The organism is Kitasatospora sp. NPDC038210 (assembly GCF_055600605.1).
Genome location: NZ_JBVJYK010000047.1, coordinates 20,307 through 33,604, shown reverse-complemented (window position 1 = coordinate 33,604; position 13,298 = coordinate 20,307). Strand labels below are relative to the sequence as shown.

The 13,298-nt window shown below is 70.1% G+C and carries 13 protein-coding genes and 2 pseudogenes; 9 read left to right on the top strand and 6 right to left on the bottom strand.

Going from position 1 to position 13,298, the window contains the following annotated elements; all coding sequences use genetic code 11:
• Positions 1–573: 573 nt before the first annotated feature.
• From ACZ7KX_RS41100 to ACZ7KX_RS41085, 4 genes are all read left to right on the top strand, one after another.
• Entirely contained in the window at positions 574–1,200 is a 627-nt protein-coding gene (locus ACZ7KX_RS41100; RefSeq protein ID WP_470331061.1) for a recombinase family protein, read from the top strand.
• A gap of 3 nt (positions 1,201–1,203) precedes the next feature.
• Positions 1,204–2,433, top strand: a complete 1,230-nt coding sequence (locus ACZ7KX_RS41095; RefSeq protein ID WP_470331059.1) for an IS256 family transposase — start codon at positions 1,204–1,206, stop codon at positions 2,431–2,433.
• Between the two features lie 61 nt (positions 2,434–2,494).
• On the top strand, positions 2,495–3,487 hold the full coding sequence (locus tag ACZ7KX_RS41090) for a hypothetical protein (protein WP_470331058.1): 993 nt from the start codon (positions 2,495–2,497) through the stop codon (positions 3,485–3,487).
• A gap of 276 nt (positions 3,488–3,763) precedes the next feature.
• Positions 3,764–3,955: a helix-turn-helix domain-containing protein gene (locus tag ACZ7KX_RS41085; RefSeq protein WP_470331057.1), complete on the top strand. Its 192-nt coding sequence runs from the start codon at positions 3,764–3,766 to the stop codon at positions 3,953–3,955.
• A gap of 54 nt (positions 3,956–4,009) precedes the next feature.
• Here the strand turns inward: ACZ7KX_RS41085 and ACZ7KX_RS41080 are convergent, their stop codons facing one another.
• Positions 4,010–5,164: a tyrosine-type recombinase/integrase gene (locus ACZ7KX_RS41080; RefSeq protein WP_470331056.1), complete on the bottom strand. Its 1,155-nt coding sequence runs from the start codon at positions 5,162–5,164 to the stop codon at positions 4,010–4,012.
• Between the two features lie 90 nt (positions 5,165–5,254).
• Here ACZ7KX_RS41080 and ACZ7KX_RS41075 point away from each other — a divergent pair.
• Positions 5,255–5,401: pseudogene (locus ACZ7KX_RS41075) on the top strand (SAM-dependent methyltransferase); the annotation flags it as partial.
• Between the two features lie 84 nt (positions 5,402–5,485).
• Here the strand turns inward: ACZ7KX_RS41075 and ACZ7KX_RS41070 are convergent.
• Together ACZ7KX_RS41070 and ACZ7KX_RS41065 are read right to left on the bottom strand one after the other, a co-directional pair.
• A pseudogene (locus tag ACZ7KX_RS41070) lies at positions 5,486–5,929 on the bottom strand (MFS transporter); the annotation flags it as partial.
• Between the two features lie 55 nt (positions 5,930–5,984).
• Complete coding sequence (locus ACZ7KX_RS41065; RefSeq protein ID WP_470331055.1) at positions 5,985–7,361, bottom strand: NAD(P)-binding domain-containing protein; 1,377 nt, start codon at positions 7,359–7,361, stop codon at positions 5,985–5,987.
• A 226-nt stretch (positions 7,362–7,587) separates the two neighbouring features.
• Between ACZ7KX_RS41065 and ACZ7KX_RS41060 the strand changes: the two genes are divergently transcribed.
• Positions 7,588–7,944 carry an ArsR/SmtB family transcription factor gene (locus tag ACZ7KX_RS41060; protein ID WP_470331054.1) on the top strand — a complete coding sequence of 119 codons (357 nt, stop codon included), beginning with the start codon at positions 7,588–7,590 and terminating at the stop codon, positions 7,942–7,944.
• A 181-nt stretch (positions 7,945–8,125) separates the two neighbouring features.
• Here ACZ7KX_RS41060 and ACZ7KX_RS41055 read toward each other — a convergent pair whose 3' ends face one another.
• Together ACZ7KX_RS41055 and ACZ7KX_RS41050 are read right to left on the bottom strand one after the other, a co-directional pair.
• The gene (locus ACZ7KX_RS41055) at positions 8,126–8,872 is read right to left on the bottom strand and encodes an aquaporin (protein ID WP_470331060.1); all 747 of its coding nucleotides are present in this window, start codon (positions 8,870–8,872) and stop codon (positions 8,126–8,128) included.
• Positions 8,873–8,933: 61 nt separating this feature from the next.
• Positions 8,934–9,245: an ArsR/SmtB family transcription factor gene (locus ACZ7KX_RS41050; protein WP_470331053.1), complete on the bottom strand. Its 312-nt coding sequence runs from the start codon at positions 9,243–9,245 to the stop codon at positions 8,934–8,936.
• Positions 9,246–9,449: 204 nt separating this feature from the next.
• Between ACZ7KX_RS41050 and ACZ7KX_RS41045 the strand changes: the two genes are divergently transcribed.
• From ACZ7KX_RS41045 to ACZ7KX_RS41035, 3 genes are all read left to right on the top strand, one after another.
• Positions 9,450–9,635, top strand: coding sequence for a low molecular weight phosphatase family protein (locus ACZ7KX_RS41045; protein ID WP_470331052.1), 186 nt, complete (start codon positions 9,450–9,452; stop codon positions 9,633–9,635).
• 48 nt (positions 9,636–9,683) lie between these two features.
• Positions 9,684–10,106 carry an arsenate reductase ArsC gene (locus ACZ7KX_RS41040; RefSeq protein WP_470331051.1) on the top strand — a complete coding sequence of 141 codons (423 nt, stop codon included), beginning with the start codon at positions 9,684–9,686 and terminating at the stop codon, positions 10,104–10,106.
• A 102-nt stretch (positions 10,107–10,208) separates the two neighbouring features.
• Positions 10,209–10,442 (top strand): hypothetical protein, encoded by a 234-nt coding sequence (locus ACZ7KX_RS41035; RefSeq protein ID WP_470331050.1) that lies wholly within the window; start codon positions 10,209–10,211, stop codon positions 10,440–10,442.
• Between the two features lie 219 nt (positions 10,443–10,661).
• On the opposite strand, the gene ACZ7KX_RS41030 is transcribed toward ACZ7KX_RS41035, so the two are convergent.
• A complete protein-coding gene (locus tag ACZ7KX_RS41030; RefSeq protein WP_470331049.1) occupies positions 10,662–13,289 on the bottom strand; it encodes an Ig-like domain-containing protein in 2,628 nt (875 codons plus the stop codon).
• Positions 13,290–13,298: the final 9 nt, after the last annotated feature.

Below are 13,298 nucleotides of genomic sequence, written 5' to 3'. Positions count from 1 at the left end.
ACCCCCCAGGTCATGCGATCGACAGGGGGCAACAGTCATGCCGGACCCGGAGGCCAGGAGCCCCGTTTCAGGGCCACGAAGAAGGTAACGGGGGGCTCCCGGCGGCCGCCCGCGGTTGGCCTTGAGCGTTGCCACACGCGGCCGCCGGAAGGGTGACCCGGGGCGTTCGGACGTCCGACTGTGTGACGGCGGGGATTGCCGTCCACGAGTCCCGACGAAGGCGACGCGCGCGGTGCCCGCCCTTCCGGCACTCCGCGAGTACTGGACAGACAGGCTGCGGAGCCACCTGGAGGCCGTTGCGGCAGTGGCGGCCGACGCACTCCCAGGTTAGACGGAGGAGAACGTGGCGGGCCTTCCGAGCGTCACCGGACTCGACGACCAGGTGCCCGCCCTCTGGTGCTTCGCGCTCGACCGCTTCACCCGCAAGGGCTTCGACTACATCGGCCCGGTTCTGGGCAAGGCCCGGGTCATCTTCCACTGGGAGCGGCTCGACAGCTCCGACCCCAACGACCGCGGCTGGATCATCGACCGAGGGAGCAGGCACGCGAGTAGTCGGAGCGCCTCAGCTTCAACATCAGGGTCACCAAGAAGAACCAGCTTAAGAACGGCCAGTGGTCGAGCCGCCCGCCGTACGGCAACGAGGCAACCAAGGGCCGCAGGCTGCCGAACGGGACCCTCCGGCCGGTCGTCCTACACATCTTCCGCAGCCTCGCCGACGGCATCGGCGCACGTTTGCTCTGTAAGGCGCTGAACTCCGGGCCGAGCCCCGTCCTTTCACCCTCGGGTGGCGAATGGGGCGTGTCGACGATCTCCTACATGATCCACAACCCCGTCTATGAAGGCTGGCAGACGATCAAGCACCCCAACGACCCGCGAACCCCCATCCCGTACCGGGGTGAGAACGGGGAACGCGTGCAGGTGTGGGCCGACGGGTCCGAGCCAATCCCGCACGAACTCGCTGTTCACGCGCGGCAGATGCTCACCGCAGGCAACTTCCCGAACCGTGAGTCCGTGGACAACCGGAAGCAGCACCTGCGCACCGACACCACCCGGTGCGCCGGCTGCCGCGGCGCCGCGTCGGCCGACGGCCGGAACCACCTCTGCAACCGCCACAAGGCCGGCCAGAATTGCCTGGCGCCGGTCTCCGCGAGCCGAAGCTCCCGGAGGACTGGGTGGTGGAGGCCTGGTTCTCCAGGCTGAACGGTGCCGACATTGCGGGACGGCTCCCTGCTGGACGAGATCGTCCGCGAAGGCGCGGGGAGGATGCCGGTCGCCGCGCTGGAGGTCGAAGTCAACTCCTGCATCGCCGAGCTGACCCACGAGAAGGACGAGACGGGACGGCGCCTGGTGGTCCGCAACGGCTACCACCAGCCCCGGAAGGTCACCACCGCCGCCGGCGTGATCGAGGTCAAGGCCCCGCGGGTGAATGACAAGCGCGTTGACGAGGCCACCGGCGAGCGCAAGCGGTTCTCCTCGGGGATCCTGCCGCCGTGGTGCCGCAAGTCCCCGAAGATCGCGGAGGTGCTGCCGCTGCTCTACCTGCACGGCCTGTCCTCCGGGGACTTCGTCCCGGCGATGGAGCAGTTCCTCGGCGGCTCGGCCGGGCTCTCTCCGGCTACGGTCACCCGGCTGACCGCCCAGTGGCAGGCCGACCATGCCGCCTTCCAGGAGCGTGACCTGTCCGGCACCGGCTACGTCTATGTCTGGGGCGATGGCATCCATCTGCACATACGCCTGGACGAAGCCAAGGCCGCCGTCCTGGTCGTGATCGGGGTCCGCACGGACGGCACCAAGGAACTGGTCGCGATGGCGGACGGCTACCGGGAGTCGGCCGAGTCGTTGGCCTCGCTGCTGGGGGACTGCGTGAGACGGGGTATGCGCGCGTCTGTGCTGGCGGTCGGCGACGGGGCGCTCGGGTTCTGGAAAGTCCTGCGCGAGGTCTTCCCCGACACGCGCGAACAAAGGTGCCAGGTCCACAAAACGGCCAATGCCCTCGACGCCATGCCGAAGTCGGCCCAGCCCGCGGCGAAGAAGGCGATCCAGGACATCCACAACGCCGAGGACCGCGAGCACGCCGAACAGGCCGTCCAGACCTTTGCCAAGCTCTACGGCGCGAAGTTCCCCAAGGCCGTCAAGAAGATCACCGACGACCAGGACGTGCTGCTGGAGTTCTATGACTACCCGGCGGAGCACTGGATCCATCTGCGGACCACCAACCCGATCGAGTCGACCTTCGCCACCGTCCGGCTCCGCACGAAAGTCACCAAGGGCGCCGGCTCTCGCGCCGCCGGCCTGGCGATGGTGTTCAAGCTCGTCGAGTCGGCCCAGGTCCGTTGGCGGGCCGTCAACGGTGCCCACCTCGTCCCGCTCGTCCGCGCTGGGGCCCGCTTCGAGCGCGGAGCCCTGATGGAGCCTGACCGGGCGGCGGCATAATTGCCACGATGCGCGGAAATCGATGGTCTCTCCGATGCCGGCCAGGCGATACTGGTCCGCCGTGACGAGCGATGAATACTCGGCTGGTCCGGCGTTGCGCCGAGTTCTGGCCAAGGCAGGCGGACCGGAACTGCTGGATCTGCTGGCCAAGGGGCTGACCGGGACGGATCTGACCACACTGCTCCTGGAAGTCTTCCGACGCCGCGCCGATCGGCTCACCCCGGCCGAGGTGATGCGGCGCTATCGCACCGACCGGTTCGTGACCCCGGCCCCGACAGGGTTCGCACAAATACGACGAGCCGAAGACTTCCTGCTCTCGGCGCTGCCGGATGACTTCCAGATACTCACCTTGGCTCCGCTCGTCCCCCTGGCAGCGCATACGGCGGTCGCGACCGTCGACCCGCGCAAGGTCGTCGCCACCATTCGTGGCAGCGAGGTCGCAGCCGACCCGACCAATGCACTGGCCCTGGAGGCAGCCCAGCGGAGATCCCAGGCCCTGGCCGCCGATCCCCGCTCGGCCGTGCCGGTCCGGATGGCCGCCAGCCAACGAGTCGTGCGTGCCCAGCACTTCGACGCGCCCGGCATGCTCGCCCACTTCCAACTATTCGCCCTGGTGACCGCCGGCCGGGACACTGGCAGCCGGGCCTTCGAGCAACAGCACCTGGTCGAGCACCTACATTTCGCCGTCCGGGCGATGGCACGTGCTGGAGTGCGCCAGACCGAGATCCGCATCACCTGCCTCGACGAGTCCGCCGCTCCGATCCTGGCCCGCACACGTACAGAGCTGGCCGGAACACCGGGCATTGACATCATCGACGATCCCAACCGGGTGACCGGACGCGGCTACTACACCGACCTGTGCTACAAGATCTACGCGACCATCCATGGTCAGCAACGGGAGATCGCGGACGGCGGGTTTGTCGACTGGACCCAGCGCCTCACCGGAAGCCACAAAGAACGCCTCCTGATCAGCGGAGTCGGCGTTGACCGACTCGCCACAATGCTGACGCCACCCACCGACACCGAACCATCACTTCCGCGCCAGACCAGCTAGCAGATCCACAGGTTCTGACAATTGCTCCTCGCCCCATTGCTGCTCCCCTCTCCGTCGTGCTCTGCGGCGGCCGCTGCCCCGCAGGCGCCCGCGCCGCGTGTCCGGGACCACCCTCCTCGGACCACCGGAGCCTGTCGAACCCGGCAGGTCACAGCACCGCCCCTTACCGGGGCCGCCTATCACCGGCCGACGGCTCGGCCAAGCCGCCCGGATCAGGCGACGATCAGTCGTCCCGTTGTCCGACGGGCGCTTACCGCCTACGGAGGGGTTCTCCTCGTGTCCGAGCAGTTCATGACCGTCAAGCAGACCGCCGCCTACCTGAACATGTCCGTCGCCTGGGTCTACCGCGAGGCGCCGCGGGTCGGGCTGATCCCCTACAAGTTCGGCCGGGGGCCGAACGCGAAGCTCCAGTTCAAGTCGTCGGAAGTCCAGGCATGGGTAAGGCAGCAGCGGGTGTCGGGGGTCTGAGCGCGTTCGAATGGCACGGAGGGCCTGCCCCGGTGGGGCAGGCCCTCCGCGTGTTCAGGCGGCCAGGCCGAGGTCGAGGAGCTGGGCGGCTCGGCTGAGGGAGCCGGGCATGAGGTGGCGGTAGATCCCGAACGTGATGTCGATGCTTCGGTGACCCATCCATTCCGCCACGTCGGTGATCGCTATGCCGTTGCTGAGGCAGTTCGACGCGAAGAAGTGGCGGAGGCCGTAGAGCACCATCCCTTCCGGGATGTCGGCGAGGCCGGACTTCTTGATCCGCCGCCACTGGCGGTCGATGACGAAGTGCGGCATGGGCCGGCTGATGTCCACGGGATTGCGGAGGAGGTACCCGTCCGCGGTGCCGTACGTCTCGGCGTACTGCTCGATCGAGCGCCTGGTGCGGGCCGGCAGCGGGACGTCCCGGTACTCGCTGGCCTTGCGGTGCTTCAGGCGGGCGTAGGACCGGGTGGTCTGGTTGACCTGCTCGGTGACCCGGTAGACGTCGTCGGCAACGATGTTGTTGATGTTGACGGCGTACGCCTCGCCGTTGCGCAGACCACAGCCGCTCATGAGGTCGGTGATCAGGCGGAAGGTGTCGTCGCCCGCGTCCCGGATCTGGTGCAACTGGGAGGCCGACGGGATCACCGCACGCTTCGGGTCGTACTGCGGTGCCTTGACCCCGTCGAGCGGGCTGTCGTCGTAGAGGCCGAGCCGGTGCGCGTCCAGCAGGATGGCCTTCAGGCTCATGAACGCGTTGGCCTGGGTGGCCAGGCCGACGCCGTTCCGCTCCATGTCCTGGATGAACGCTTCGACGACCTTGTGGTCGAACGTGCCCATGCGCCGGCTGCCGAAGGCGGGGAGGAGGTGGATCCGCAGAAGGGAGTCGATGTTCCGCAGCGAAGTGGGGCCAAGGTCGCGCTGACCCTTGAGCCACTCGGCGACGTAGTCGGAGAAGTTCATCCCTCCGTACTTCTGGACGCGCTCGGCCTTGCGCTGGCTCTGCGGGGAGTTCTTCCGCGCGTGGAACACCTCGGCGAGGCGGGCCTTGGCCTTGTCCTGGGTGGCGAAGCCGGACTCCTCCGCCTGGCGCCCCGCCGCGTTGCGGTACCTGATCTTGTACTCGTGCGAGCACCTGCTCCAGCGGGACTCGGGGTGCTCGCACTCCTTGAAGAAGCTGCCCATGCCGCGGGTGAGGCCTGTGGTGGCCATGATGGTCGGACCTCCGGGAGTCTTGCTGACCTTTTGCTGACTCCGCATGGTCGATCATGCCCCTGAGCTGGGCGGAAACGTCACTTCCGCTATATCCTGCGCAAGGTGGTCTGGATGGTCCCCGGCTTCACCGTCGACGCCTACCGGGACCGGTTGCGCGAGCTTGACCGGCAGATCCGCGCCGAGGGCCCGTTCGTGGCGCACTCGGCGCGCTTCTTGATCGAGGCACGCAAGTAGATCGACTCATCCGGTGCCCGCATTGTTCGGATACGGCGGAGTTGAGGGAAGCTTCGAACGTTCGGCTGGCCGCCCATCCTGTTGGGTGCGGACCAGGGTCTGGCCGAGTCCGCCGAGCCCGAGGGCCCAGGCGGCGGTCGTGGGGCTCGCGCCGCGGGTGGTCAGAAGCGGAACGAGCCCGAACACGACGCCGTACATCGCGAACGCCGAGAGCGTGAAGGGCCAGGCCGCGAAGAACACTGGCAGGCTGTGGGCGGACGCGACGACCGCGAGCGCACAGGTGCCGATGACCGAGCCGGCCGTCATCACGGTGCGCGGACCGTGACGGTCGAGGAGGCGACCGATCGGGATGCCCGCGAGCGCTGAAGCGAGGAGGGCGGCCGTGAATGCCGCAGTGGCCTGGGCGGGAGTCCAACCGGTGTCGGCGGCGATGTGTGGAACCAGAACCGGGAAGGCGTAGTAGAGGATTCCCCAGCCGGTGATCTGGGTGACGCACAGGGCGGGCAGGGCGGCGTGGGGCCGCGACAGGTCCCCCGATCCGGTCGCGGCCCCCGCTGGTTTGAAGGGCGGTCATCGGTGCCGGTCAGCAGCCGCCGGTCGGCGCGGACACCGGGGCGCCGATGCCGATGCCGAGGACCTCGGGTGCGGCCGGCACGGAGCAGCAGCCACCGCCGCCCTGCGCGGCGTCGGGCTCGTCGAACAGGCCCGCGCCGCCGCAGACACCGGTCTCGGGAAGGGTGAGCTCGACCCGGGCGGCGGCCTCGTGGTCACCAGCCAGGGCGGCGGCCACGGAGCGGACCTGCTCGTAGCCGGTCATCGCGAGGAACGTCGGCGCGCGACCGTAGGACTTCATGCCGACCAGGTAGACGTCCTTCTCCGGGTGGGAGAGCTCCTTCGCACCGTGCGGGTACACGGTGCCGCAGGAGTGCTGATTGGGGTCGATCAGCGGGGCGAGCTCGACCGGGGCCTGCAGCCGCTCGTCGAGACCGAGGCGGACCTCGGAGAGGAACGACAGGTCGGGGCGGAGCCCGGTCAGGACCACGACCTGGTCGATGGGCTCGCTGCGGCGGCCGTCCTCGGCGACCAGGACCAGCTGCTCGCCCTCCGGCTCGACGGCGGCGGCGCGGAAGCCGGTGAGTGCGGAGGCGTGGCCCTCCTCGACAGCGGCCTTGGCGCGCAGGCCGAGCGCGCCCCGGGCGGGGAGCTCGTCGGCCTCGCCGCCGCCGTAGGTGGAGCCGGTGATGCCGCGCCGCAGCACCCACACCGCGTGCGTGCCCTCCTCCTGCTTCGCGAGGTCGGCCAGGTACGCCAGGGCGGTGAAGGCGGAGGCGCCGGTGCCGACGACCGCGGTGCGCTTGCCCGCGAACCGGGCACGCACCGCCGGGTCCTGGAGGTCGGGGACGCGGTAGGAGATCCGGCCGTTGGCCGCGCGCTCGCCGAGGGCCGGGATCCCGTTGGCGCCGAGCGGGTTCGGAGTCGACCAGGTGCCCGAGGCGTCGATGACCGCACGGGCCAGGAGACGCTCCTCCCGGCCGTCGGCGTGCTCGACGTGGACGGTGAACGGCTGCTCCTCGCGGCCGGAGTCGACGATCCGGTCACGGCCGGCTCGCGCCACCCCGATCACCGTCGCCCCGTACCGGACGTGCCCGCCGAGGACGTCGGCGAGCGGCTGGAGGTACTGGTCGGCCCATTCGCCGCCGGACGGGTGGGAGGTGCCCTCGGGGCGGACCCATCCGGTCGGGGTGAGGAGCTTCTCGGCGGCAGGGTCGACGACCTCGGCCCACGGAGAGAACAGTCGGACGTGTGCCCACCCGCGGACCGCCGTGCCGGCGGAGGGGCCGGCTTCGAGTACGAGCGGCTCGATGCCGCGCTCCAACAGATGGGCGGCGGCGGCCAGGCCGATCGGACCGGCACCGACCACGGCGACGGGCAGGTCCTGCCCGGCAGCGGAGGCGTTCACGGGGGGATCTCCTTTGTTTCGACGGTTGTCGATGAGGCGGTGTGGCTCCAGGATGGCAGCTGCATTGATAAATATCAACATAGACATCTGTCGAATCAGGGGAGTGGGGATTGTCAGTGGGCAGTGGGGCTTCGGCCGGCCCTCGCCCCACCGTCCCGACGTCGGGCGGGCTGCCGTCGCCCGCAAGCAGTCCTCTCGGTGATTCGACATATGTCAACATAGACGCATGTCGAACACGAAGGTGCTGCCCCTGCTGGAGCCCGAGGCGGTCGTGCCGTGCTGCCCGCCGCTGTCCGAGCGGCCCCTGACCGCCGCGGAGGCCGAGCGGACGGCGGCCATGTTCAAGGCCCTCGGTGACCCGGTGCGGCTGAGGCTGTTCTCTGCCGTCGCCTCGCACGAGGGCGGGGAGGCGTGCGTGTGCGACATCCAGGATGTCGGCGTCTCCCAGCCCACCGTCTCCCACCACCTCAAGAAGCTGCGCGAGGCCGGCCTGCTGACGTCCGAGCGCCGCGGCACCTGGGTCTACTACCGCGTCGCCCCCGACGTCCTCGCGGCCATGGCTGCGCTGCTCCGCTCCTCCTGACCCCGGCGGGCGATTCCGGCTACGGGAAGAGCGGCGCCCCGGCCATGGTGAGGGTCTTGAGCTCGGCCGTGGACTGGGCCTGCAGGCTCCGGCCGAGCGGGGCGTAGCGGAGATCGGCGTCGTCGTCCTGGCCGGAACTGGGGACCCAGGCGATGAAGTCGGTGAGCGCGGCGGCCGGGGGCTACTTCTTCACCGAGCGGCGGTGGGTGAAAATCAGTGCCACGAGGGCCAGGCCGACGGCGCCGCCGATCAGCTGCATGCCGATGAATCCCGGTACGGAGCTCGGGGCGATGCCGGCGAAGGTGTCGGTGAACGCGCGACCGATCGTCACGGCGGGGTTGGCGAATGAGGTCGACGACGTGAACCAGTATGCGGTGCCGATGTAGGAGGCGACGGCGACCGGAGCGAAGCGCAGGTGGTCGGTCTTGGCCAGGCCGAAGATCAGCAGGACCAGGCCGGCGGTGGCGACGACCTCGCCGAGCAGCAGGTGCCCGGCCGAGCGGTCGTGCGTGGACCACTTCACCAGCTGCTCGCCGAACATCGCGTCGGCGAGGATCGCACCCGCGATGGCCCCCACGATCTGCGCGGGGAGGTAGGCGCCGACCTCGCGCAGTCCCAGGCCCTTCGGGTCCTTCCGTCCGGTCCACCACTCGGCGAGCGTGACGACGGGGTTGAAGTGGGCACCTGACACCGGGCCGAGCAGCAGGATCAGGACGCCGAGGCCGAAGACGGTGGCCAGGGAGTTGGCCAGCAGCTGCAGACCGACGTCCTGGGTGAGCTCGGTGGCCTGGATGCCGGAGCCGACCACGACGGCGACCAGGGCGGCGGTGCCGACCAGCTCCGCCGCCACGCGGTTCAGCAGGGGGACGGCGGGTGGCTCGGCAGCAAGCGGCTCGGCCTCGGTCACGGAAGGTCTCGCCTCGTCCATGGCGTTCAACTGGTGCTCCTCGTGCGGGGCGGGTGGGACCGCCGGGGTGGGGCGGGGTGGTTCAGCAGGACCGCTTGCGGTTGTTCGCCGCGGCTCCGCGGGCGGTGGCGGCCAACCCGGCGAACTCCGTGGCGACTGCCTCCAGGGCATCGGCGCGGAGCTTGTAGTACGTGAAGCGTCCGCAGGGCTCGGTTTCCACGAGGCCCGCCTCGCGCAGGATCTTCAGGTGGTTCGACAGGTTCGTCTGCTTGGCGCCCGTCTCCTCCACCAGATGCGTCGTGCACAGCGCCTCCGTGGCGAGGAGCGAGACGATCTGCATCCGCAGCGGGTCGGCCAGGGCCTTCATTACGTCACTGTCGACTGATGTCACCATGGGCTGATACGTTACCCGTGTCGGACCCGCCAAGCGAGCCCCTGCCCCGGTCACCACCGGGGGCGCCTGCGCGTCTTCGCACCACGGCCCTCCCCAGCCTCCGGCCGGGAGGTGTCCCCATCCCCTTGAAGGGCTGGAACCCCTGATGAACGACTCCCCGCCCGCATCGCCGGCCTCGCCCATCTCGGCCAGGGCCGGGTGCACGTGGCCGACGTGGTGATCACCATGCGCTGCGGCGACGCCTGCCCCCTCCCCGCCGGGCGCCGCTACCCGGACTGGCCCGTCCCCGACCCGGACGGCGCCCCGATCGAGGGCGTCCGCGCCATCCGTGACGAGATCGCCTCCCACGTCGAGGCGCTCCTCGCCGAGCTCGCTCCCGAGCCCAAGTAATCCCTGCCCGTCCCACAGCGGGCACCGCACAACCGAAGGGCACCACGCATGACCGCGCCGATCGCCTCCGTCCTGTTCGTCTGCATCCACAACGCCGGACGCTCCCAGATGGCCGCCGGCTTCCTGCGCCACCTCGCCGGCGACCGCGTCGAGGTCCGCTCCGCGGGCTCGATCCCGGGCGACCGGATCAACCCGTCCGCCGTCGCCGCGATGGCGGAGCTGGGCATCGACATCTCGGACCAGAAGCCGAAGGTGCTGACCACCGAGGCCGTCCAGGCGTCCGACTACGTCATCTCCATGGGCTGCGGCGACGCCTGCCCGTACTTCCCCGGCAAGAAGTACCTGGACTGGAAGCTGGAGGACCCGGCCGGCCAGGGCGTGGAGGCCGTGCGCCCGATCCGCGACGAGATCAAGGGCCTGATCGAGGGCCTGATCGCCGAGATCGACGCCAAGCAGCAGACGGAGAGCTGAGACCTTCACGACCGCGAACCAGGACACCGCCGCCGCCGGGGTGCGCGTCGCCGATCTTCGTATGCTGCGTAACTGAGCACCGCTGCAGCGGACCGGGCCCACGTGGAAGAGGACCGCACCGTCGAGAAGGGCGCGGACACCTCAGCTGTCGACCCGTCGATGTGCGTGCCACTGTCGGGCGCACGGCTGCCCCGGCCGGAAGCCGAGCGAATCGCCGGTCTGCTCAAGGCCATTGCGGACCCGACGAGGCTCCAGCCGCTCAGCATGATCCGAACCTCGCCCGACGGTGAGGCGTGCGTCTGCGATCTGACGGAGCCGCTGGGGCTCCTGACGTAGCGAGCGGAAAAGCCGGCGAAGCCTACGGCGACGCCACGGTCCTGCATGGTTCCCAGCCCTCCGGCCGCCCGGCGGCGAGCGTACCCAGGGGAAGGACCGGTAGAAGGTGCTTCTCGGGTCGCGCCGAAGCTGATCGGCTGGAGTGCCTGACGGCCGTGGAGTGGGAAGTCGGCTGGGCCGGCTTCCCACTCCGCCTGCCCTCCGCGGCTCAGGCCGGGGTCAGAGGTTCGCGCACTGGCCGGTCCGTGTGCCGGTCACGGTGTTGGGGTGCCCGCCGTTGGTCGGCGGCGGAACGTTGCCGGAGCAGGAGAGCGAACCGTTGATGGTGTTGCCCTCGATCTCGGCGCGGTCGTCCTCGGGGAAGGGGCCGGTGCCGGTTGTGCCCTGCACGTGGACCGAGCCGCCGATGTGGTTGGCGATGAGTTCGGCACCGCTGTGGTTGTCGGCCAGCGACACCAGGCCGGTGATCCGGTTGCCGGCGCAGCCGTCGTCGCCCGGGTCCCCGATCACCACGAAGCCGGTGGCGTGGGAGACGTTGACCGAACCGGTGATCGTGCTGCCGCAGACTCCGAGCCGGGTGCCGTTGGAGGACAGGATGCTGCCCTTGACCGTGGAGTTGCTGACGAACAGCGCGCCACCGGAGGCACCTTGCACCGTGCCGCCGACCGTGGCGTCGACGATGCAGGTGCTGCCGCTGCCCGCGAACACCGCGCCCGGGACGGACCCGGTGACGGTCCGGGTGCAGCCGACCGTCTGCGTGAGGGACTCCGGCGGGCCCGCCAGGTAGTTGCCGTCGCCGCCGTACTGGGCCGTGACGGTGTGCGTCCCGGGCAGCAGGTCATCCCAGCTGAACTGGGTCTGGGCGCAGTTGGTGCCGCCGCCCGGCGACAGCGACCCGGTGCCGAGCGTCGTGGCACCGTCGCGGAAGGTCACCGTTCCGCTCGGCGGGGCCGCCGGGTCGGTGCTCCCGCCGGCGGGGCAGACCGTGTCGGTGAAGGTGACGTTCTGGCCGAGGGACGAGGGGCCGGAGGACACCAGGGTCGTGGTGACCGGCGCCTGGTCGACCGTCTGGACCAGTGTCGTGGCGGTACTGGGCGCGAAGTCACCGTTGCCTGCGTAGACGGCGTCCACGGTGTGCGGGCCCGGACTCAGGGTGGCGATGCTGGCCGAGGTTGCCTGCCCGGTGGTGGTGTCCACCGGCACCGGACCGCCGAGCGGGCTGCCGTCGACCCGGAAGCCCACCGTGCCGCCGTCGGGTACGGGCGCGACCGTCGCGGTGAAGCTCACCGGCTGGCCGTACACCGAAGGATCGGCCGAGGAGGCGAGCGTGGTCGTGGTGGCCTGGGGGACGGTGGTGAAGAACATCGCGTGGATCGGTGGCACCGGCGTGGCGGGCGGATTCTGCCCGTTGTCGTTGCCGGGGAAGGCGCCGTAGAAGCGGTTGCCGACCGCTCTCAGGACCTGGTAGTCGCCGAGGACGCGCTGGTACGCGTTGCCGTTGTTCGTGAGGTCCGACTGGAACGTCCTCAGGACCTGGTCGGTGAAGGTGACGCCGTGGTCGGCGCTCCTGGCGAGGTGCGCGGCGAAGGTCGGGTACATGTTGCCGTTCAGGCCCTCGTAGGTGGTGTAGAGGACGCCGACGGTGCCGTCGTCGAGCACCGCGACCGAGGGGAGCGCCGCGTTGGTGGAGGGGGAGACGTTGTGCTCCGTCCCGACGGTGAGGCTGCCGTGGCCGTCGTCGGTGAGCCGCCGCATCCTGATCTGGTTGTTGCCCGAGACGTCCGCGCCGTAGGCCACGTACACGTCGCCGTTGGACGGGTCGACGGCGGCGTGGTCGATGCCGCCGAGCAGCGCGTTGACGCCGCCGAACTTGTAGGTGACGCCCTGGTGGGTGTCGGCCGTGGCCACGGCGATGCCCTGGCCGCTGCCCAGCGGCCAGGTCGCCCCGCCGTCGGTCGACCGGTTGATCCGGTAGGTGATGTTCTGCGGGTCGCCGAGTGTCCCGGCGGTGGTCTGGGTCTGGAAGAGGGCGTAGACCGCGCCGTTCCTGGGGTCGGTCGCGAGGCGGACGGCCCCGCTGGTGTTGGTGTCCGAGACGACCTGGCCCGGCGACTGGTCCTGGGTGATGTTCACCGGGTGGGCGTTGTACGAGACCGCGACCCGGGCCTCTGCGGGCGTGCTGCGGAGGTCCTCGTACGAGACGTAGACGTCGTCCTGGTCCGCGTGATCGCGGTCGCGGTTCACCCGCAGCCAGGGCTGGTCGGCGAAGACCCGGTTGCCGCTGGTGATCTGCGTGCCGGTGGTGGCGTCGGGCCGCCAGGCCCAGGAGGCGGGGTTGGTCGGGTCGCTGGTCGATCCGGTGACCACCCTGGCGCCGGTGCAGCCGTTCATGGCGGTGTTGAGCGCACAGGTGAGGAAGGCGCCGTAGAGCGTGCCGTCGCGACCGTAGTCGATGGTCTGGTCCGCCGGTGCGAGGGCGCCGGCGTCGGCGAGACCGGGCGGCGGGGGAACGGACCCGTAGTTCTGCCAGGTGGTGCCACCGTTGGTGGAGTAGAGCAGATCGGCGGCGTTGCCGCCGTTCCACGTGGAGTCGAACCGGGTGATGGCGATCCGGTTCGGGTTGGAGGGGTCGACCGCGATGGAGGGCTCCCTGCCGCCGGTGCTCATGGCGGACCCGGTCGCGTCGACGACGGTCGGCACCACGAAGTTCACCGCCCGGTTCGACTTGGCCGCCGCCGGGGCGTCGCCCGCGTGAGCCTGGGCGGGCAGGAGTGCGAGCGACGCCGAGGCCAGGCACAGCGAGACGCCGGTGGCGAGGACGCGGCGCGGGTATCTCTCAGGTGGCACGAACGAAGT

Coding starts and splice junctions, on each gene's coding strand:
- ACZ7KX_RS41080 (WP_470331056.1), bottom strand. CDS start 5,164: ATGGCCACCACAGGCCTCACCCGCGGCATGGGCAGCTTCTTCAAGGAG.
- ACZ7KX_RS41060 (WP_470331054.1), top strand. CDS start 7,588: ATGTCGAACACGAAGGTGCTGCCCCTGCTGGAGCCCGAGGCGGTCGTG.
- ACZ7KX_RS41055 (WP_470331060.1), bottom strand. CDS start 8,872: ATGGACGAGGCGAGACCTTCCGTGACCGAGGCCGAGCCGCTTGCTGCC.
- ACZ7KX_RS41050 (WP_470331053.1), bottom strand. CDS start 9,245: ATGGTGACATCAGTCGACAGTGACGTAATGAAGGCCCTGGCCGACCCG.
- ACZ7KX_RS41040 (WP_470331051.1), top strand. CDS start 9,684: ATGACCGCGCCGATCGCCTCCGTCCTGTTCGTCTGCATCCACAACGCC.